Origin of the sequence: Caproicibacter fermentans, from assembly GCF_009746625.1 — a bacterium.
GTDB lineage: Bacteria > Bacillota > Clostridia > Oscillospirales > Acutalibacteraceae > Caproicibacter > Caproicibacter fermentans.
The window spans coordinates 16,796-37,176 of record NZ_VWXL01000061.1 but is presented as its reverse complement, the minus strand read 5'-3'; the positions used below and the strand labels follow the sequence as shown (position 1 = coordinate 37,176).

20 protein-coding genes and 1 tRNA gene are annotated in these 20,381 nt (G+C 44.8%); 10 read left to right on the top strand and 11 right to left on the bottom strand.

All coding sequences use genetic code 11. The features are described 5' to 3' along the window. The 4 genes from CAFE_RS11775 to CAFE_RS11760 all read right to left on the bottom strand — a co-directional run. Nucleotides 1-139, bottom strand: a 139-nt coding sequence (locus tag CAFE_RS11775) for an alpha amylase N-terminal ig-like domain-containing protein (protein ID WP_156990756.1), incomplete at its 3' end; no start/stop codon positions are given. 48 nt (nt 140-187) lie between these two features. Then, nucleotides 188-1,480, bottom strand: a complete 1,293-nt coding sequence (locus tag CAFE_RS11770) for a sugar ABC transporter substrate-binding protein (RefSeq protein ID WP_166525126.1) — start codon at nt 1,478-1,480, stop codon at nt 188-190. An 80-nt stretch (nt 1,481-1,560) separates the two neighbouring features. Next, nucleotides 1,561-2,388: a sugar ABC transporter permease gene (locus CAFE_RS11765; RefSeq protein ID WP_156990754.1), complete on the bottom strand. Its 828-nt coding sequence runs from the start codon at nt 2,386-2,388 to the stop codon at nt 1,561-1,563. Nucleotides 2,389-2,392: 4 nt separating this feature from the next. Further along, a complete protein-coding gene (locus CAFE_RS11760) occupies nt 2,393-3,724 on the bottom strand; it encodes a carbohydrate ABC transporter permease (protein WP_156990753.1) in 1,332 nt (443 codons plus the stop codon). A 180-nt stretch (nt 3,725-3,904) separates the two neighbouring features. Between CAFE_RS11760 and CAFE_RS11755 the strand changes: the two genes are divergently transcribed. From CAFE_RS11755 to CAFE_RS11725, 7 genes are all read left to right on the top strand, one after another. Beyond that, entirely contained in the window at nt 3,905-4,288 is a 384-nt protein-coding gene (locus CAFE_RS11755) for a LacI family DNA-binding transcriptional regulator (protein WP_156990752.1), read from the top strand. An 82-nt stretch (nt 4,289-4,370) separates the two neighbouring features. After that, a complete protein-coding gene (locus CAFE_RS11750) occupies nt 4,371-4,820 on the top strand; it encodes a hypothetical protein (protein ID WP_166525125.1) in 450 nt (149 codons plus the stop codon). 486 nt (nt 4,821-5,306) lie between these two features. Beyond that, nucleotides 5,307-6,653 (top strand): alpha/beta hydrolase, encoded by a 1,347-nt coding sequence (locus CAFE_RS11745; protein ID WP_156990750.1) that lies wholly within the window; start codon nt 5,307-5,309, stop codon nt 6,651-6,653. A gap of 27 nt (nt 6,654-6,680) precedes the next feature. Further along, nucleotides 6,681-8,021: an alpha/beta hydrolase gene (locus CAFE_RS11740; protein WP_156990749.1), complete on the top strand. Its 1,341-nt coding sequence runs from the start codon at nt 6,681-6,683 to the stop codon at nt 8,019-8,021. Beyond that, a complete protein-coding gene (locus CAFE_RS11735; RefSeq protein ID WP_156990748.1) occupies nt 8,018-9,253 on the top strand; it encodes an MFS transporter in 1,236 nt (411 codons plus the stop codon). The genes CAFE_RS11740 and CAFE_RS11735 overlap by 4 nt, the downstream gene beginning before the upstream one ends. A 41-nt stretch (nt 9,254-9,294) precedes the next feature. Further along, on the top strand, nt 9,295-9,834 hold the full coding sequence (locus tag CAFE_RS11730) for a pyruvate kinase alpha/beta domain-containing protein (RefSeq protein ID WP_156990747.1): 540 nt from the start codon (nt 9,295-9,297) through the stop codon (nt 9,832-9,834). Nucleotides 9,835-10,115: 281 nt separating this feature from the next. After that, the gene (locus tag CAFE_RS11725; RefSeq protein ID WP_156990746.1) at nt 10,116-11,009 is read left to right on the top strand and encodes a LacI family DNA-binding transcriptional regulator; all 894 of its coding nucleotides are present in this window, start codon (nt 10,116-10,118) and stop codon (nt 11,007-11,009) included. A gap of 671 nt (nt 11,010-11,680) precedes the next feature. On the opposite strand, the gene CAFE_RS11720 is transcribed toward CAFE_RS11725, so the two are convergent. Beyond that, nucleotides 11,681-12,202, bottom strand: coding sequence for an IS3 family transposase (locus CAFE_RS11720; RefSeq protein ID WP_207708885.1), 522 nt, complete (start codon nt 12,200-12,202; stop codon nt 11,681-11,683). A gap of 26 nt (nt 12,203-12,228) precedes the next feature. Next, on the bottom strand, nt 12,229-12,507 hold the full coding sequence (locus CAFE_RS11715) for a transposase (protein ID WP_156990759.1): 279 nt from the start codon (nt 12,505-12,507) through the stop codon (nt 12,229-12,231). 258 nt (nt 12,508-12,765) lie between these two features. Between CAFE_RS11715 and CAFE_RS11710 the strand changes: the two genes are divergently transcribed. The 3 genes from CAFE_RS11710 to CAFE_RS11700 all read left to right on the top strand — a co-directional run bounded on the left by CAFE_RS11710 (nt 12,766) and on the right by CAFE_RS11700 (nt 15,726). Then, nucleotides 12,766-13,191 (top strand): RNA polymerase sigma factor, encoded by a 426-nt coding sequence (locus tag CAFE_RS11710; protein ID WP_156990745.1) that lies wholly within the window; start codon nt 12,766-12,768, stop codon nt 13,189-13,191. A gap of 530 nt (nt 13,192-13,721) precedes the next feature. Continuing rightward, complete coding sequence (locus CAFE_RS11705; protein ID WP_156990744.1) at nt 13,722-13,919, top strand: hypothetical protein; 198 nt, start codon at nt 13,722-13,724, stop codon at nt 13,917-13,919. A gap of 97 nt (nt 13,920-14,016) precedes the next feature. Then, complete coding sequence (locus CAFE_RS11700) at nt 14,017-15,726, top strand: recombinase family protein (protein ID WP_156990743.1); 1,710 nt, start codon at nt 14,017-14,019, stop codon at nt 15,724-15,726. Nucleotides 15,727-15,784: 58 nt separating this feature from the next. Here CAFE_RS11700 and CAFE_RS11695 read toward each other — a convergent pair. The 5 genes from CAFE_RS11695 to CAFE_RS11675 form a co-directional block, all read right to left on the bottom strand. Next, a tRNA-Leu gene (locus CAFE_RS11695) sits at nt 15,785-15,869 on the bottom strand. Between the two features lie 61 nt (nt 15,870-15,930). Next, entirely contained in the window at nt 15,931-16,515 is a 585-nt protein-coding gene (locus CAFE_RS11690) for a toprim domain-containing protein (protein WP_066644726.1), read from the bottom strand. Beyond that, on the bottom strand, nt 16,512-17,564 hold the full coding sequence (gene holA, locus CAFE_RS11685) for a DNA polymerase III subunit delta (RefSeq protein WP_066644725.1): 1,053 nt from the start codon (nt 17,562-17,564) through the stop codon (nt 16,512-16,514). The genes CAFE_RS11690 and holA overlap by 4 nt, the downstream gene beginning before the upstream one ends. A 1-nt stretch (nt 17,565) precedes the next feature. Then, a complete protein-coding gene (locus tag CAFE_RS11680; protein WP_156990742.1) occupies nt 17,566-19,785 on the bottom strand; it encodes a ComEC/Rec2 family competence protein in 2,220 nt (739 codons plus the stop codon). Between the two features lie 23 nt (nt 19,786-19,808). After that, complete coding sequence (locus tag CAFE_RS11675) at nt 19,809-20,351, bottom strand: phosphoribosyltransferase family protein (RefSeq protein ID WP_066644717.1); 543 nt, start codon at nt 20,349-20,351, stop codon at nt 19,809-19,811. Nucleotides 20,352-20,381: the final 30 nt, after the last annotated feature.

Here is a 20,381-nt window from a genome sequence, read left to right as displayed (position 1 = left end):
ATGCGTGTTTTTTTGCAATTACTAACACTGCGGATTTGCAGTCGTCCTTTGCCGTGCGCAGGCGGATATGTAATTCATGATCGTTATAAGCAAAAGCATAGTTGCTTTTTGGGTTATGATAAAGTGCCTGTAAGTTCAAGATTAACCTCCTGATAGTGTTTATAAAAATTGTATTTTCTCAAGTTCTTTATGATTCGATCTGTATAAAGCTGTCCCATTCCGATACAGCTTTTTTCTGTGCGTCTTCAGGTGCCAATTCTCCATCGAATACTTCCGGACCGATTTCACCGATGACAGACCAGAAATAAGAAATCCTCTTTACACTTGGCATTGGAGCAGATTTTTGGAATGCCTCTAAAATAGCTCCGGAGATGGGGTCGGTTGAAAGCCCATTGACGTTAGAAACATCATTTCTGGCTGTAATTTTGGCCGCTTTTGAATAGAGTAATTCCGCGCTTTCATTGGAAACAAGGAATTGTGCAAAAAGTTGAGCTGCTTTTGGGTATTTGGTGTAAGTTGCCACATGCGCATTTTGAATGTAGGAAAATACCTTCGGTTGCTTTCCATCATAGGTTGGAATCGGAATAACTCCAAAATCGACATTTGCATTTTTATAGGTTTTCACATCCCATGGGCCGCTCATGATATAACCTGTTTTGCCATCGGTAAATTGCTTGTTAAGAAAATCCGTGTTGTTGGAATCGATTGCTTTCATTGGCATTAGGTCGTGGAATTTTTGAACGACCTGCAGCCCTTTTAAAAATTCTGGAGTATCGAAGTTAGGTTTACTTTCATCAGTACCGTCGGTGCCAAACAAATTATATCCGTATGTGCTCAGCATGGGGTAGAGGGACGCTCCCTGATCCGCGTTAAATAAGAACCAGAATTTATTCTGTTTTGCATCATTGTAGGTTTTTGCTTCCTGAAAAATCTGTTCAAAGGTTGTAGCCGGTGTTTTAACCAGTTTCTTATTGTAAAACAGTACCGATGTCTCAACAGAAACCGGGACGCCATAAACTTTGCCGTCATTGGTCACTGTTTTCAGTGCTACGGAACTGACATCATTTTTTATCCCCTGGACAATACTGTTGTCGAAAGGAAGAAGTATCCCCTGTACAATCGCCTGATAGGACAGGTCGTGTGCAAGCATAAACACATCCACACCTGTTTTTGCCACAGCTTCCAGCTTGGCTTTTTTCAGATTATCCATTGTGCCTTTTTGTACGGTTACCGAAACCCCATACTTTTCCTTGAATTTTGCGGCAACTGCGTTGCCCCACGCCAAATCGCTGTCGTCGCCGCTAGTACGAAACGTTAAGGCAGCGCCCTTTTCCGGAGTCAGGGCCTCTGTACTTTCAGAGGCGGTGTTGCCGGATACCGTTGAGTTAGCCGTATTAACCGGTACGTTAGATTTGCAGGCTGCCAAAGGGAATGCCACCGAAAGACACAGGGTAAATGCCAAAATCTTCTTTAACTTCATACTTGTCATCCTTTCAATATAAAAATTTAAAACAGGTACCATGAAACATGATTCTGCTAACAGCAGCTGTGATTGATTGCTCAGCCTTTGTTTGCGCCGGCAGCAACGCCCTGGACCAGGTATTTCTGAAACACAATAAATAAGATTGTTATCGGGACCGCAATAAGAATAGCCCCCGCTGCGAACATGGTGAATTTATCATTTTCCTTGCCCGCGATCATATTGTAAAGACCGATTGCCACGGTCGTGTTGTCATTATCCGTTGACAAAAGCATGCTGGGCATAATGAAGTCCATCCACGGCAGCATAAACTGGGATACCGCGCAATAGGTAATAATTGGTTTTGATATTGGCAAAATAATTCTGAAAAAGGTTGAAAAATAAGAACAACCGTCAATATAGGCAGCCTCATCAATCTCTTTGGAAATGCCATCCAAATAGCCCTTCACAAGCCAGACATTATACGGTATTGCACCCGCCGCATAAATAATTACCAGTGCAGTCGGATTGTTTAACAGACCCAGAGTCAAATACAGTGTGTAAATCGCTGTCATGGATAAAAAGTTAGGGAACATGGAAAGAAGCAATAATCCAATCAAGCCGGACCTTCTGCCTTTAAAATGAAAACGTGAAACGATCCATGCGGTTATCATAATAAGGACAACGGAAACTACCGCGTTAAGGGTAGCTATCAGGAAAGAATTCTTAAACCACACCAGATAATTGGTTTCCATAAAAAGCCTTACGTAATTGCTAAGCGTAAATTTTTTGGGTATGAGCGAAGAGGAAGCTAAACTGTCCCCCGGATTAAAGGATGATATGACAATCCAGAGAATTGGTATCAAAACGAGAAGCGCTACAACAATTAACTCTAAATGCACCAAAAAGGAGTTTATTCTTTTTTTCATGTGTTTACATCTCCTTAATAGCGGCCGTATTCTTCAAATTCCAGTAAGATACAACGCCGACTAAAATGAAAATCAGAATATTTAAAACAGCAGCCAGATTATACATGTTCTGATTCAGGGTCAGTTTGTAAATCCACGAAATTAAAATATCGGTGTCACCCGCGAATTCCAGCGAAGAATCATTGGGTCCTCCGTTAGTGAGGAAATAGATGAATCCGAATCCATTGAAATTGCCAATAAAATTCATTACTAACAAAGGCGCGGTCGCTTTCATCAACAGGGGTAGCTTAATCCGGCGAAAAATCTGAAATTTGTTCGCCCCGTCAATTCCCGCAGCCTCATATAGCGTTGGATCCTGATTGGCTAAAACACCGAGCAGCATGGCCATAAACATCGGGAAACCCATCCACAGATTTACCGCGATAATCGTAATTTTCGCGGTAAAAGCATCGGACAAAAACGGTATCCTGCTATGAATCAGCCCACAGTCAAGTAACAACTGGTTCAAGGGGCTGAATTGTCCGTTGAATAAATTTCGGAACATCAAAAGCGAAATCATTCCCGGAATCGCCCATGGCAATATGTAGATGGAACGAAAAAACGATTTATGCTTAACGCATTTGCTGTTTATCAGCAGTGCCTGAAAAAGGCCCAAAAAATAGGTGGAAAAGGTTGCGATAAATGCCCATATAACGGTCCAAGCCAAAACGATAAGGAACGTTTGTGACCATATCGGGATACTGATTAATTTTGAAAAATTATCCAGACCCACCCATTTCACCAAATTGGCGGGAGGAAGATGATTTGCATTGTAATTCGTAAAAGCCGTAAGAACAGAAAAAATGATGGGCATTACAACGATATACAAAACGACAAAAAGAATCGGCGCCAGCACAAGATAAGGGAACATTTTCTGATATAATTTCTTGCCATATGCCCGTGAGCTTAGGTAAGTCTGTGTGTCGTCGATTGCTTTTCCCGTACGATAGGCATCAACAATATTCCATATATAAATTCCTAGAAAAACAATCAGAAAAATCAACCACATGATTCCATTAATCATTAAATAGGTTGAATGATCTTCGCCGGGTACTGTGCCTAAAGTGAAGAGACCCCAAATTCCCCGTGTGAACCAACCGCCGTACAAGCGTATTTGAAAATTCGAAATCTGTCCAGCAAAGAAATTGAACCAATAACCGGAAAATAACTCTATTCCGAAAAGTAAAACCTGGGCAGCAAAAAATAGGATTCCTTTCACCTTTTGCTTGCCGATAAAGAACTGGCCGCTACCCCAGAAAAGGCAGGATAAAATTGTTGAACTGGATTTTTTAGTCAAAGCATAGCCTCCCCTTATTCCGTCTTATTTAAACAGCAAATAAAAACTATTTACTAAGATCGTCGGTTTCAATATTTTATATAAATTTGATTATAAAATTTCAACTTGAGTTCTATTCTTGCACATATTGCCAAGCCGTGATAAAATTGAATTCAAAGTAAATTCAAAGGGGCGTTTTATGTGGCAAAACATAAAGTATCCATGCGGGATATTGCAAAAGAGTGCAATGTTTCGGTGGCCACCGTTTCATATGTCTTGAATCACTCTGAAAATGAAAAAATCGGACATGACACCTGTTTGAAAATAGCAGAAGCCGTTACACGATTGCACTATAAGCCGCGCAATTCTGTAAAAAAACGCAAAAGCAAACAAGTGGGGGTTATTATCAGTTGTAAAGACAACGATTCCCCCGGAAAAAGGATGTCTTATTATGATCTTGCATCAAAAATAAGTTCCCGAATGAAAGAACTTGACTTTGAAACAATCATCCTCGAAACGAAAGATCCGGAGAAAGATGTTGCCGCCATTTCAAAGCATAATTTAAACGCGGTTTTTTTTTATTGATATAGACAGCAAAATTGCGGATAAAATAACGCATAACTACTATGTACCCGTCCTTTTTTTAAACTGCAGTATTCATGACAGTTTGTTTTGCAAAATCTATCCGGATTATAAAGACGCGATTCGCAGGGCAAAAGTGATGCTAAACACCAACGCGTCGTTTCTCGTAATGGAAGATATCTGTAATCAGGATTTAAAAAATGAAATGATGGGAGGATTTCCTCCAGAGGACGTTTTTATCAATACCTCAAATTCGGATTTGAGACTCTTTCTTCAAACTCATAGCCAAGCAAAAGGAATCGTGTTTGGCGATATCCTTGGGCTGGAGACGGAACTGTACATCAACCGGCAGGATCTTGTGGTCGTTTCGAATTTTGATGATTCCAACATGTTGCTGCCGGACACAAAAATGATTTTTATTCCCAACCGAAAAATTGCCGATATTGCCGTTGAAACATTGCAAAAAATGTTTTCACTGGACTATGGGAAAGCGGAAGAAGAAAACCGGATATTGGTTCAGTGCGAAACGTACTAAGCTTTAATAGATTAATGAAAAAGCCGGAAATGTTGTTGGTTAAAGCCGCAGCATTTCCGGCTTAAATTATTACGGCGCGATTGCTGCCGCCTGTTCTTTAAAGGGAAAGTCTCCCGCCGGTAGGAAAGTCAACCTTTCACCTCTGTGCATGCAATAATATAACACAATTATTAATATGTGTCAATAATTTTTAAAAAATATTAATTATTATTGTGCATTATGCATCAACAATAAACTTAACATTGTTTTGTTAAGTAAAAGGATAGTCTCGGAAACCTGCTGTTTTCATGAACTTTTCATCTCATCGCAAAAAAATTAAGCTGTCTCATAAAATTAATAATTTTAAAAATTTTAGTTTTGTTTTGGCTGTTTGTCATTAAATCTGCTAAATTTACAAATCAATATTGACAGAAATAGTAGCATATGTTATATTGTAATTAACTTAAGCGCTTAAGTAAATTTCTAATAAAAGGAGTCTGATTTTTAGTGGAGCCACATTCTCAAATTGTAACCATCAAAAATTTCCATGCGACAAAATTAAACAATGACAGGGATATCTTTCTTTATCTTCCACCGAGTTACATGCAAAGCATTAACAAAAAATATCCGGTACTGTATATGCATGATGGCCAGTACGCTTTTGCACAATCGAAAAATACGGGCGGATCATGGAATGCACATAAAGTTGCTGACCAACTGATTCAGGACGGTAAAATAAAAGAGATTATCATTGTTGCAATCCCCAATATGGGCAACGAGAGGGGAAGTGAGTATGCGTTCGACGGAATTCCTTTTGTGAACGCATTACATTTGAAAGCTAAGGGACTGCTTTATGAAGATTTCCTTCTGAATGATTTAAAGCCGTACATTGATAAAAACTATCGTACCCTGACCGACCCTGAAAACACCGCGCTTATTGGTTCGTCTATGGGAGGTCTCGTAACTTATAACCTTGGCTTCCGTAATCCTCAGGTATTTGGAAACCTTGCCATGATGTCTCCTTTTCTCGTGTCAGTAAATTCGGACGGTTTTGCGGAAACGCCGAACTATCAAATTTATAATACAAATCAGAAACCACAAAAAATATGGGCAGATATTGGCGAATACGAAAATCTTTTGCAAATCAGCCACACCAGGCACTTTGTGGATCAAATGCTGGAAAAAGGGTACCAACAGGAGAAAGACCTTGCGTATTACGATGTTCCTTACGGAGCGCATTTTGAGCAGGACTGGAATGCACGCCTGCACGCACCTCTTTTGTTTTTCTTTGGTAAAATCGGTCAAAGGGATTCCGTGCAACTTTATGGTCGTAAAACAGTCGGTCTGAATGGAGGATTGCAAGTTCGTGCCAATCCTGTGGTAAAATTTGATAGTGGCTTCCTTATGAGTGACATCGACGCACAATATATTCCAGAAGACCCAAACATTCTGGAAATATCCGTTGATGGAACCATCATCCCCAAAAAAGTCGGGCAAACAAAAGTAACCTACCGTTCACATGGTTTGGAAACTGCCGCTATCTATACAGTTGTTGAGAATGTTCCTAAAATGGTAAACGTAGCTGTAAATGTAAAGGTTCCGAATAACACTCCGGATGACCAGCCTCTAACTCTGAACGAATATCGACTGACAAAGGTGAAAGACGGTCTTTATACCGTCAAAATTTGCATTCCAACTGACAGTGGTTTTACATTCAAAATTGCCAGAGGTGACGCTTTTGTCAATCCTTCAATTGAACAAGATAAGGATAAAAAAGATATCCCCTACCGAAGATTCAAAGCTTCTGAGGATTTAACATTAAACTGCACTGTTGAAAGTTGGAAGGATCTATAATCTTTGCCAAAGAAAAGAGGAAATGCAATGGAACGAGTTATTTTACTGAAAAATTTTCACGCTAAAAAACTCAATAACGACCGAGACATACATATTTATCTTCCACCCAGCTATTACTCAAGCACTGCAAAATATCCTGTGCTGTATATGCATGATGGGCAGGGGCTGTTTAACGCAAACCCATACTCCAATCAGTCTTGGAATGTGTATGAAACTGTGGAAAAATTAATACGCGAAAACAAGATAGCCGAAATTATTATTGTGGGAATCGATAATAAAGGTGTCGAACGGTCAAACGAATACACGCACAGTATGGACGGTACCAACAAAATAGAAGGACTTCCTGAAATAAAATGCTGCAAAGGTGAATTGTATGAAGATTTTATCATCCACGATTTAAAGCCTTATATTGATGCAAACTACAGAACACAGTCCGACCGGAATCACACAGCATTAATGGGATCGTCTATGGGTGGTCTTGTAACTTACAACATTCTCTTCCGGCATCCCGAAATTTTCGGAAAAGTGGGAATTCTTTCCCCTTATTTTGTAAAACTGGATTTAAACACGCTGGATGTGTTTCCCGTCTGCAAATTTTATACCAAAAAAGTTCCGGTCAAAATTTGGCTTGATGTGGGGGAATACGAAGCGAACATTTTGCCGCAGCATGTCAGAAAAATGGCAGATCATTTGTATGAGATCGGATGGAAACCGATCGACGAACTTTCCTATTATGCGGTCACGGATGCAGCACATACGGAAACAGACTGGTCGAAACGCCTCAGTATTCCCCTTCTGTACTTATTCGGAAATATCGGAACCCTGCAATCCATTCGGCTGCCGGGTAGAAAAATGGTTGGGTTGAGTGGAATAGCCGTACGCATCAATCCAGAGCTTCAATTTAGTACCGGATTCAAAACGACCGGCCTTACAGGTCAGTATTTTGTGGAAAATCCGGAAATTCTGGAAGTCGGACAGGATGGGATGATACAGCCCAAACACAAAGGCAGCACAAAGGTTACATACCGCTATGGTGGTTTGGAAACTTCCGCAGAGTATACAGTTGTCGATCCGCTGTCCGAATACGTATCGGTTTCCATTGCCATCACAGTGCCGGAAAAGACTCCTGATAATGCCTATTTGACAGTCAATAAAATCATTGTCCATAAAATATCGGGTCGCACCTATGGCGGGCAGTACTCGCTTCCTCGGGACATCGGTGTGCAGTTTGCCATAACCTGCCACACAGGCGATGGCAAAGCGTTTGCTGAAATAGACAGCCATCATCATGCTGTGTGCAGAAGATTTCGCGCTGAGAATGATAAAAAGCTCAGCTATACCGTAGAAGGTTGGTCAAATCCTGAATGAAGCAGAAGTTAAAAACAAAATTTCCCGCGATGCAAAGCAAAAATTTCCGACTGTTTTGGGCGGGACAGTGCATTTCCCTTACCGGCACATGGATGCAGACAACCGCTTTATCATGGCTGGTTTATGAAATATCAGGCTCCTCTTTTCTCTCAGGTTTGGTGCTGGCAATAGGTGGAATACCTTTTTTCCTTTTTTCGGTAGCCGGCGGTATTATTCTTGATAAATTCTCCGACAAAAAAGTTTTGGTTGATTCACAAATCATATTGATTGCGGCGTCTATGGTATTGGCGATACTAATCGGGCTGAATTCGATAAAATATTACCACCTTGTTCTCTTCAGTTTGATTACGGGGGCCGCGAATGCTGTTAATTTGCCAGCTAGACAGACGTTTATTTATCATCTAGTTGGCAAAGACGCCCTCACAAACGGCATCGCATTAAATTCGGTAGCTTTTAACGGTGCACGGATCATTGGACCTGCATTCGTAGGAATCTTAATGGGGTTTGTCAACATCTCGGTCTGTTTCTGGATCAACGCTTTCTGTTTTATCCCGGTCACGATTTTTGTCTGTAAGATTAAGACTGCCGTTAAGGATCCAACGGAGAATAGAAATGCAGTCAAAGAAATTACGGAGGCATTTTCGTATATCGGCAGCAAAAAAATCTTATTAGGAACCCTTCTGATTTCTACCGTGGTAGGACTTTTAGCTATGAATTACAATGTGTTGACCCCAGTTCTTGTCAAAAACGTCAATGGGCAGTCAGCCGGTTATTCGTTCCTGATTTCTTTCATGGGGATTGGCTCGCTAATAGGTGCAATCTTCATGTCTGTTAAAAATGACACCCGTTTTGTGAAACACCTTCTGCTGATTATTCCAATAATTACCTCGGTTTTATTCGTGTTGATCGGCTTCCTTAAAAATTTTATCGTTTTTGCTTTTCTCTACATTCTTTATGGGTTCTGCATCACTGCATTTGCAACGGCATCAAACTCCGTTGTCCTTTTGGAATCTGAAAATGAAATGAGAGGAAGGGTCGTTAGTTCCTACACCATGCTGTTCAACGGTATGAATTATGTTGGAAGCATCTTGGCAGGATATTTGACAGGATGGGTGGGAATTTTTAACTGCTTTAAAATTCTGGGAGTAACGATTCTCGCATCCGCAGGAATCATACATGGAACCGTAAAAAACCTTCGGAAAGTGATTGTATGTAAAAAATCGGGAAGTTAGTTAATCATCCAACGCAATTAGAAAACATAGGAGGTTCTGTTATGAACAATCAAATTTGTTATTTTGAGAAACCTGGAAAATCCAACACGGAAAATGTCTTTAAGATTGTTAAAGAATATGCGCTTGCGCATCATATGAACGAAATTGTACTGGCCTCTACAACAGGCCAGACCGCTTTGCTTGCCGCAGATTATTTTCATGATTCGGGAATAAAAATCATTGCTGTAGGAGTTGATACATTTGGCTGGAGTCAAAGTGAAGAAGCAAAAAACGAATTAAGGAAGAAACAGATACAGGCGGTACCGTGTGTTCATTATTTCGAGCAGGACACAGCAAATGCATTGCGGAGTTTTTCCCAAGGTACAAAAGTTGCATTTGAAATTGCCCAAGCTGCCATGGAAAACGGTCTTCTTTCCGACATAAACCAAATCATAGCGATCGGTGGCACGGGTTTTGGTTCCGACACCGCACTGATACTGAAATCAAACGGCAACCAAAATCCTAAATTTGATGTTATTCGGATATTATGTATGCCGCAAACAAAGCAGTTGGATGAAAAAAAGCAAAAGAATGTATTTTGAACAATCTCTCGCTTTTGTACCGGCGATCGGTCAATATATTGTTCTGGAAGATATTGGCCGATCGCTAATGGAAGTGGGACTGTGTGGTATAGCTCAGCGTGGATAGGCTTTGTTTTTAACGGCAGTTCTTTAATATACTCTAATTTCTCTAAACCCGTTTTTGACGACCAGATGGCCCATAACGCCCTTATTGACAAGGTACGGCGTATCGTGATAAAGTAATTTAAGCGCTTCAGTAACAAACATTGAAAAGGGAGTGGCGGAGTTTGGGAAATATAACGATGAAGGATATCGCGGAAAAATCAAACGTTTCAATTGCAACGGTTTCATATATCTTAAATCATGTTAAAGGGCAGAAAATCAGTGATGAGACGAAAAAACGTGTGTTAACGATCAGTAAGGAAATGGGCTATATTCCCAATTTAACCGCGCGCACGCTTGCAGGCAAAAAATCTGGCCTTATCGGAATTTTACGCGTTTGTGACTTAACCATAGAAAACCCATGGCAGGATTTTATATATTGTAAATTCATCAATCAAATCGAACGTATCTTAAATCGTTTTGGCTACCATGTACTTTTCACAAAAGTCGACGTCAGTTGTCCAGAACTTAATGTCGTTTTACAGCGAAAATTGGATGGTGTTATTTTATTAGATGTTAGTGAAGATATCTTTTATAAAATTTCCAACATTTTTCATGTTCCGGTTTTAATTATCGATGGCTATCTGGAAGATTGCTTGTTCCATAAAATAATATTGGATTATAATGTAGCATTTGAAAAGTCGGAACAATTGCTAAACAGCAACCCCGAATTTATAATTTCATATAAAAGCAATAACAAAGGAATTTTAAATATCATTGACAGCTATGCAAATAAAAAGGGAATCGAACTGCTTTTTGCTAAAAGCGTAAAAGAGTTAGCTGAATTTTCTAGAGGTAAATCCAAGGCAAAAGGAATCGTGATTAATGAATTTGTCAGCCTGTTTGCAGCTAGATATTTAAATCCCAATAATTTTGTCACAGTATGTTCCTGCGGCTCACCTGAAATTTTACCGGAAAGCAGAAAAAAGATTGTACTTCAAGAAGAAAAATCGGAAGTGGCAGCTGATTTGATTTTATCATATATAAAAGGTGATTATCAAAAAAATAGATGCAAGTATACATTTTTAAAATAGTAATACAATGTCAGCAACTCAAGTTGATGTTCCCTGCTGAAACTCCCCCCACTCGTCTGTGACAAAAGTTCTCCAGTCTTATCATGGCAAAGATCTTGGGTTTCCAAAGGTTTAAGAGTGCAAATTCAACCCGGTTTCTCGACCGCCTGGCCGCGCGCGTCGCGTTCGTTCCGGTTCCGGGCGCACTAATTGACACCGCTGCAGAGAAAGATGTATCAACCAAGAATTCCATTTCGGGCATGTTCTGAAATCAAAGAGTAAAGCAGAAAAGCCGGGGCTGCCATACAACAAGAAATGGTTGCCCCCAGTTTCTTCGTATCAGAACTCGTCCCACCTGATCTCAGTTTCAAGGTTCAGTCGTTGACAGCGACCAGGGTCTGTTTGTTAGATCGGTTTACAAGGAACTATACGGACTGCTGACAACAAAACGGCGATATGCTTCCGGGAAGGAAGTATATCGCCGTTTTGTTCTGCTGAAATTGTAAGAAATGTGCAGTCGAAAAACACCAAAAATCAAGATAACATATTTTACAGCGTCCTGTACCGTGTATTCTATGCTGCCGATTTACAGATCAGCTTTCGATATGCTATAAGTGGCAATCCAAATGGGTTAAAACTTGTGATTCTCTGGGTATTGTAATAGCCGAATATATATCTGAAAATTATGAATTTTACTTCTTCTCGTGCCATTCTGTATGTCGGTATCTGTACAGCTTTTTTAATGTAGCGAAAAAGCTTTCCATACGTGCATTATCATAGCAATGACCGGTCCCGCTTAAGCTTTGAACCATTCCGATTTTCTTAAGCTTTGCGCGAAAAGCATCGCTTGTGTATTGGCTTGCGCGATCACTGTGAAGAATTACATCTTTCAACCTTCCAAGCTGTTTGACCGTATCAATGCACAGTTCCTTTGTCATGTTTTCACGCATTTCAAGGGCAACTATTTCGCCGTTAAAACAGTCCATAACAGGAAACACATACAGCTTGCCATCGGCGCATTGTACCTCAGTTATATCCGTCAGCAGCTTTTTCATCGGCTTGTCCGAACTGAAATCCCGTTTGATCAGATTTTCTTTTTCCTGTATTTCGGTAGTTGCCTTAGTGATTTCGCGAGGGCAGCGGTAATAGCCTGATTCACTGACTTTCAAAACTTTGCACATCTCTTTTACGGTGTATTTTTCTTTGAACTTCATTACAAACAGATGCCGTTCTGCTGTTCTTACTTCTTCCGTTCTTTTGGGAAAAAACCGAGTGCGTCCTTTAAAATATCATTTGCATGCCTTAGCTCGGCATTCTCACGTTCAAGTTGACTATTGCGTATTTGCATCTCACCATCGGTGAGGATAGGCTTTGACGCCCCTTCCGTAGCCTTGCGGCTCTTCCGCCAGTCGGTAATGGTGTAATACTGAATGCCAAGCTGCGCTGCAGCCTTTTTTACTCCGATTTCGTCGGACAACTTCAACGCTTCTGCTTTGAATTTTTTATTATACCTTTTCATCTTCAAACACCTTTCTCCTCATTCTTATTTTATCAGATTTTGGGTGCTTGTCGACTCTACTTAAATGATAACATTCCAGTATGCCCTTTTTACCTATTTATTTGACGGTAATAATATATTCCAATTTATCAACGCACATTGGAGTTCGCTCCAACTGGGCGTTTTTTGCTGCACAAAGGGGTATTCAGTCCGTTGCCGATCCCCGCCACCTCTGTTTCGATTTGCCCAAACCCAAAAATCGAAACGGAGGAATGTAAAATGGTCAAAATCAATCTGCGGAAATATTATCCCGATTTCTATACCACCGACTGCATCATCGAAGTGCCGAACGAGGTTGTGGCGCTCATGGATGCGTATGAACATACTGAAGCCGCGTACTACCTGCGGAGATACCGCCATAAAGCGTATTATTCTTTGGATCGGGGCGATGACATTGAGAAGGACATCCTGTTCGCCTCTCTGTCTCCCTGCGAAATCTACGAACGTAAAGTCACGACAGAACAGCTTCATGCCGCCATTGCCTCTTTGCCGGACAAGCAGGCCAAACGCATCTATGCTCACTACTTCTTGGGGATGAGCAAAAGCGCCATTGCCAAAGCTGAGGGTGTCAGTAAGGCTGTGGTTGGTGACGCTATCGACCGGGGACTTGAAAACATGGAAAAGTTTTTGAAAAAGTCCCTTTAAGCTCACTTACTTTTGCCCCAAAAATGAAAAGGCTTATGAGGGAATTGTTTTTATTCCTCGCTGAGCCTTGAAAATTTCATAAGGGACAAGCCGGATACATACCGCAAGCAGCGGCATACAGGGAGCCTCACGGCGGGTGCGCCACGATCTTTCCTTACGCGGGAGAGGGTGATTGGATTTCAGCGTAACGGAAAAGAAGCGAAAAACACCAGCGCCGCAGGCAGAGCAGCGTCTTTTAGGCGCGGGCGGCTCTGCGGCAATCATCTGTATGTAATGAAACTTCCGTTCAGTCACAGTCCGAGCGTGATAAAACCGTCGCAGGCAATGAGAACGGCCCGCCATCATCATGGAGGGAGGTGCGATTCCTATGGTAACAGGTACGCCGCCTGTTCGTCCGGAATGTCTGTAAATATAAACGCAAATCGAAACAAAGGGACAGCCGCGCCGTAATTGCTCCGCATTGCCCACGATGGCAGTGCAAATACGAAATATACGGCGCGGCTGCTTTTTATCTGGACGGAGGCATAATAATGGAAAATACAAGAACTGCTGTCCATAACAGTAATATACCGCCCAGCGCTTCCGGGCGCAGTCGTTTAGATAAAACATCTACCTATAAGGTGGACGGTAAGACTTTCATTGTCGAACCTGTTTTTAAAACAGAAGGGCATGACACACTGGGAACCATTTTAATAAAACTGATGAGAGCCGACGCAGATCGGCTTTGAGTATAAGTGACAACACGGCAAGCGTGACAATCGGCGGTCGATATGGTATACCTTATCCTGTAAATACTGCTTATTTGACTGCCGGAAAGGGGGATTTATGAAACAGTCAAACAGGAGAAAGAATCGGGAAGACACAGCCTTTCTTTATGAGCGGCTGTCACGCGATGATAATATTGAGGGCGAAAGCTACAGCATCAGCAATCAGAAAAAACTCTTAATAAAGGTTGCCAAAGAAAAGGGATATACCAACCTTGTCCACTTCTCGGACGATGGCATTTCCGGTGTCACAATGGAGCGGCCCGGTTTTGTAGCGATGATTCAAGAACTTGAGGAAGGCCATGCGGCGGCTGTTTTCGTAAAAGATATGTCGCGCTTGGGCAGAAACTACATTGAGGTTGGAAAGCTCACGGAGGAATTCCTCCCCGATCACGACATAAGACTTGTCGCAGTTTCCGATAATGTGGACACCGCCGAGGGAGAAAATGAACTGACACCGATCCGCAATCTGTTCAACGAGTGGTATGCCCGTGATATCAGCAAAAAACGGCGTATCAGCAATAAGATCAAAGGAAATGCCGGGGAACCGATGGGGCAGCCGCCTTATGGTTACATCAAGGACCCAGACAATCCAAAACGCTGGATTGTGGATGAGGAAGCCGCCGTTATCGTTCGCCGGATTTATCAGATGACTCTGGACGGCTTCGGACCTGAACAGATTGCCGCCGCGTTGGAAAGGGAGAGTATCCTGACTCCAATATCTTATTGGCAGACACGAGGTGTAAACCGTCCTGGCAAGCATAAAGACGCACCGCCCACGAAGTGGAACAGTTCAACCGTCACCAAGATTCTTTCTTTGCAGGAGTATTGCGGGGACATCCTCAACTTCAAGACGTACAGCAAATCTTACAAGAATAAGAAACGGATTGAAAACGACCGTGATAATTGGGTTATCTTTAAGGATGTGCACGATCCGGTCGTTGACCGCGCTTCATGGGAAAAGGTACAGCAGAAACGCGGCAAAATTCGCAAGCGGAAAACCAATGAGGGTGAAAACAATATGTTCTCCGGTTTGCTTGTCTGTGCTGATTGCGGACACAATCTGCATTATCACTTCAATCAGGGCAACCCGGATATCAAGTATTTTAACTGTTCCAATTACAAAGGCAATCGGGGCACTTGCACTTCTACCCATTATATCCGTGTTGACTTTCTGGAACAGGTCGTGTTGGGAGAAATTCGCAGGCTCACAAAATTTGCTAGCAAGTATGAGGACGAATTCGTCAAAGCAGTTATGGGACATTCCCAGCAAGCGGTAGAACTTGAGCGGCAAAAGAGGCAAAAAGAATATAATTCTCTATTGACCCGCGACAAGGAGATTGACCGGCTGTTTGACCGTATGTATGAGGATAATGTGGCCGGAAAGATTTCCGATGAGCGATTTTCAAAAATGACTAAGCAATATGAGGATGAACAGAGCGAACTGGCAGGGCGAATGAAAATACTCAGGGATGAGCTTGACAAGGAAAGCCGACGGACGGTAGGCACGGATATGTTTATGGCCACCGTGCGTAAATACACCAGAGCCAGAAAACTCACGCCGAGTATGCTGAATGAGCTGATCGATCATATTGAAGTTCATCAGGCCGAAAAGATGAACGGAGTATATGCCCAGAAGCTGACCATTCATTATAATTGTATTGGCTCCATTGAAATACCGGATGTTACAGCGCTGCCGGAACCCGACGTTCTGATACAGACGAGAAAAGGAGTAGCCGTAAGCTACTCCCAAGCGCAGATGGCGGGATAAACATATAAAAAAGCGAGTGTTCTTACAGCACTTTCAAATGCTATAAGAACACTCGGCATGGTGCGCGAGACGGGACTTGAACCCGTACGTCATACAACACACGCCCCTCAAACGTGCCTGTCTGCCAATTCCAGCACTCGCGCTCAGCAAGAAGCATTATATCATCTTTTCCGTCTGATTGTCAACACAAAATTGCTAATTTTTTTATAGTTCTGCCGCGATTCGGACAAATTCATCATAGCTCATCATTCCGCTGAGCACTTCCGGCAAAGCATTCGCGGATAAATATTCCGGTAGGGAGAGCCGTTTCAGCAGCACGGCGCGCTTTTTGGCGCTTTCAGGACCTCCGGACAAGCCGTGAGCAAATAAATCGGCTTTCGTAATACGGCGGGAAGCAGTTGCCTGTTCCTCCCCCACCCCGACTCCGGCGCGAAGAAGCGCTTCCTTCAGGACGGCAAGCGGCATTCCCTCCACGCCTAATTTGCCCTCCTTGGATGGTTTCCCCTTTCGTTTTTCCTTTCCCAGAAGATCCGGAATATAGACATGCCGGATTTTTTCCGGCGCAATACAGCCTGACAGATAATTTCGAATCACAAACCCGGCCGAATCGCTGTCGGTCAGAATTAATATGCCCCGGGAATCTGCAAGCGAGCGGATCAGCGCCATCTGCTGCGGATCCTTAAAAATCCGGAAGCCGTTGGTTTGCAGAATCAGGCCGTCGATCATGGAAGACAATTTGATTTTATCGTATTTTCCCTCTACAATCACTGCTTCCTTCACATGGATCAAGCCGTATTTCCCCTTTCCGCCAGAATCAAAAGCCTTGCGATCAGTTTTTCCAGAACGGTGCGGCGGCTGCCGCGCGAGCTTTTCAGGTCCATATCCGCCGAAAGAAGCTCTTTCAGGCTTTCCCGGTACATTCCGTCCGGATATCTCGCCGAGTCTTTCTCCGCGTTTCTGAGGCGGAATTCCTTGCGCGCATAGTCAAAGTATTTAGCGGGTTCCGTCGCGCTCAGGCCGCTCTGAATCGCCGCACGGACGCGGTACAGATCGAGGTAGGCTGACGAAAGCACCGCGAGAATCGCGACCGGCTCTTCTCCCTGTTCAAGCAGAATGTCAAGAATGGAATACGCGCGGTCGCCGGAACCCGATAAAACCGCTTTCGAAAGGTCGAAAACGCGTGCTTCCAAGTTTTTTACGGCAAGCCGGTCAATCAGCTGCGCCGTGATTTCGCCCTGTTTCACGTAAGAGCAAAGCTTTTCGAGCTCGTTTAAGAGCGTGGTCAGATCCGCCCCGCAAAAGCCGACAAGCCGGTCCGCGTTACGGGATGAAAGCTGACAGCCCCGTTTTTGTGCGCCGGAGCAAAGCAGCTTCTGGAGCTGCGCTCCCGTCCGTCTGCCGAAGCGAACGGCATTTCCGTCCTTCTTCATCAGGTCGATGAATTTTTTCCAGTTTTTCCCCTTCTTTTCATCCGAGTCCCTGTTTATAAGGGCCACAATCAGGACGGTGGTCTCCGGCAAAGATGAAACAAGTTCTTTCCACTTTTCCATCTCTGCCGTTTTCATCGCGTCGGCGTCGGGGTCCGTCACGAGAACGCACTTGCGCTCCGCGAAAAACGGCAGCGCCTGCACGGCCTCCGCAATCCGGTCGACCCCCGTTTCATCGCCTTCGAATTTTTGAAAATTGAAGTCGGTAAACTGACGGCCGGACGCCTTGCCCGCAAGCCGTTCCGTATAATGCGACACCAGATATTTTTCTTCTCCATATAAAAAATACAGGTTTGCGAAATTCGACTGATCGATCTGCTTTTTCAGCTCGGCTTCCGTAATTTCCGGCATTCTATGGCTCCCTTCCGACCGTCAGTGTCCGGTCCTCCTTCGATTCAAGTACAATCGTGCCAAACCCGCCCGTCCAAAGTGTATGCTTCCCGCCTTGGGGTGAAAGTTTACAGAGATCCTGCAGATCCATGGAAAGGACCGTACACGTCGGGCGCAATCCGGAGGTTTCGGCAGGCGGCATGTCCGTAATTAAAAAATCCGGGCTGCACCAGCTCTGCGGCAGCAGAGATACCTCCGCCCCGACCGGCAAAAGCAGCAGGTACAGATTTTGAACCCTGATCCGGACGGCCCGGCTTGCTCCGCAGCCGGCCTCCTGGATTTCCACATTCCTCCACATCCGGTCTGACAGAGGATTTTCCTGCCAGGAAACCGATTTGCACCCGGCGGCTGTTTCCAATGCAAATCCGTCATAACGGCTTCCCGCCGGCGCGGAAAAATCATCGATGGAGAATTGCCGGTGCAATTCAGCCGAATTAACGGCTTCGTCCCTGTTCTGTGTCAAAAGACACAAGCCGTCGAGCGCGCCGATGTTTCTTCCCCTTAGATACCCCGTCACGGCGTTTGAATTGTACCCTCCGCACCCAAAAACCTCCGTATGTCCGTTTTTGCTTACGGCAACGGACAGGCCCGTTCCGACGTCCAGCACTGCAATCCGCGTTCTGCCCTGCGATACGGCCTTATCACTCGCGATTCCCGTGAGAAGGAGAACCGCCGAGAGAAATCCTGCCGTCACGGCCAGTTTTCGTCCGCGGTACAATGCAAACGCGAACAGCAAAACGGAGCCCGCCAGCCAAAGGGTAAGATAGCCATAAGCGGCCGATACGCTCGCGCATGGAATCCCCGCCAGAAAATGCGCGCAGGCAAGCAGATATTTTGCAAGGATCCCGCTGACAAGCGCAAACGGCAATAAAAGAAACGACTGCGGCGCAAAAAGCCCGATCACCGCGCCGACAGCCGACACCGCGATCATCAGGGATGCCGGTACCAGCATCAGCAGATTCGAAAGCGGCGCAATCAGGGAAACGCTTTTGAAAGACAGCAGCATCACCGGCAGCGTTGCCGCAATCGCGGCAAACGAGGTGCCAAGGATTCCATTCACTCCCCGTACGATCGGCCTGAACGGACGAAATCGATCCAGGCGCGCGTTCAGACGGCGTTGAATCGGTCCGGCGAATAAAATCAGCCCAAGCGTGGCGGAAAAGGACAGCAGAAGACCCACGTCCGCCGCCGCGTACGGATTCGGCAGGCACAGAAGCAGCGCCGCCGTTCCGAGCGAATTCAGCGGGTCTGCCCGCCGTGAAGCAAGCGGGGCGGCGAGGCAGAGCAGGCACATGATCCCGCTGCGAACAACAGACGGCACAAAGCCCGTGACCGCCATAAAGCAAAAAATCCCGGCGCCTGCAATCGGCGCGGATTTCTTTTTCCGGATGCGAAGAACGCCGAACAGCAAAAGCAGAAGCTGCGCGACGGTCGCCATATGCAGACCGGATACGGAAAGAAGATGCGAAACCCCTGCAGTGCGAAAATTCTCTGTTGTCTCGGCAGGAAGCGCGGTTTTGTCCCCCAGCAGCATTCCCCGGATCAGGCCGGACTCTTCTGCCGGAAGCATGGAATCCACCGATGAAATCATCCCCCGGCGCAGCAAAAGCGCGTAATAATACGGCGGTTTTGATTCCGGCGGCGAAACAGTCACCGGCTCGTACTCATAAAGGTAGGCAAACATCCGGATTCCCCGCGACTCGTAATAGGATTCGGAGCTGTACCCCTCTCCTCCCTGCGGGCGGAAAAAATGGACGCCGCAGCGGATTCGAGAATAGGGTTCGACATTCAACTCATTCTGGGAAGACAGGCGGATTTTAAACCGCTGCGGCGCGCCGGAAACGGAGACCGAGTCAAGACTGACCACATAATACCATCGCCCGTTCTGGGAATACGGCAGTTCGCAGACGGCACCCTCCACCGTCGCATCCGCGCCGTCAAGGGAACGCGGCGGCTCCACTACCGCGCGGGAATATCCCGCAAAAAGGGCAAACGCTACCGCCGCCGTGAAAAATGCCGCCGGGAACACCGATACAATGCGCGTTTTTTTCATTGCAGCCGTCGCCGCAAACAGTGCCAGACAGCACCAGAACAAAAGATATGAATTTTCAGCGCCCAGATAAACCGCGGCCGCCAGCGTCAGCAGATAAGAAAATCCCACCAACACCAGCGGCCGTCTCATATAATCTCCCCCAAAAAGGCTGCCTATTTGAAGAACAGCGGCAACGGCTCAAGAAAAACGATGTCCGTACGGTCCTTTGCGTCGCCTTCCGCGAGCACACAGGCCCGGCCGACAATTTCGCCGCCGTAGATCTTTACAAGCTTTTCCATCGCGGCCAGAGACTCCCCCGTGCTGATTACGTCGTCTACAATCAGGACGCGCTTGCCGCGCATCATCTTTTCATCTTCCTCCGAGAGAAAGAGTTTTTGTACATGGTCGGTGGTAATGGATTTCACTTCAACCGAAACCGGATTTCTCATGTATGCTTTTACGCTCTTGCGGGCAACGACATATCTGCCGCAGCCCTGACGGGCCATTTCATAGCAAAGCGGAATTCCTTTGGTCTCCGCGGTCACTACGACATCGTGCTCCGGGCACTTTTCAAGCAGCGCCGCGGCGGTCTTTTCCGTGATTTCCACATCGCCCAGCATAATAAAGCCCGCTATGTCAAGATGTTCGTCGATCGGGCAAATCGGCAGGTCGCGTTCGCAGCCCGCAATGGTCATATGATAGTATTTTTCACTCATGACAAAAGATCGACCTTTCCGTTAAGAATA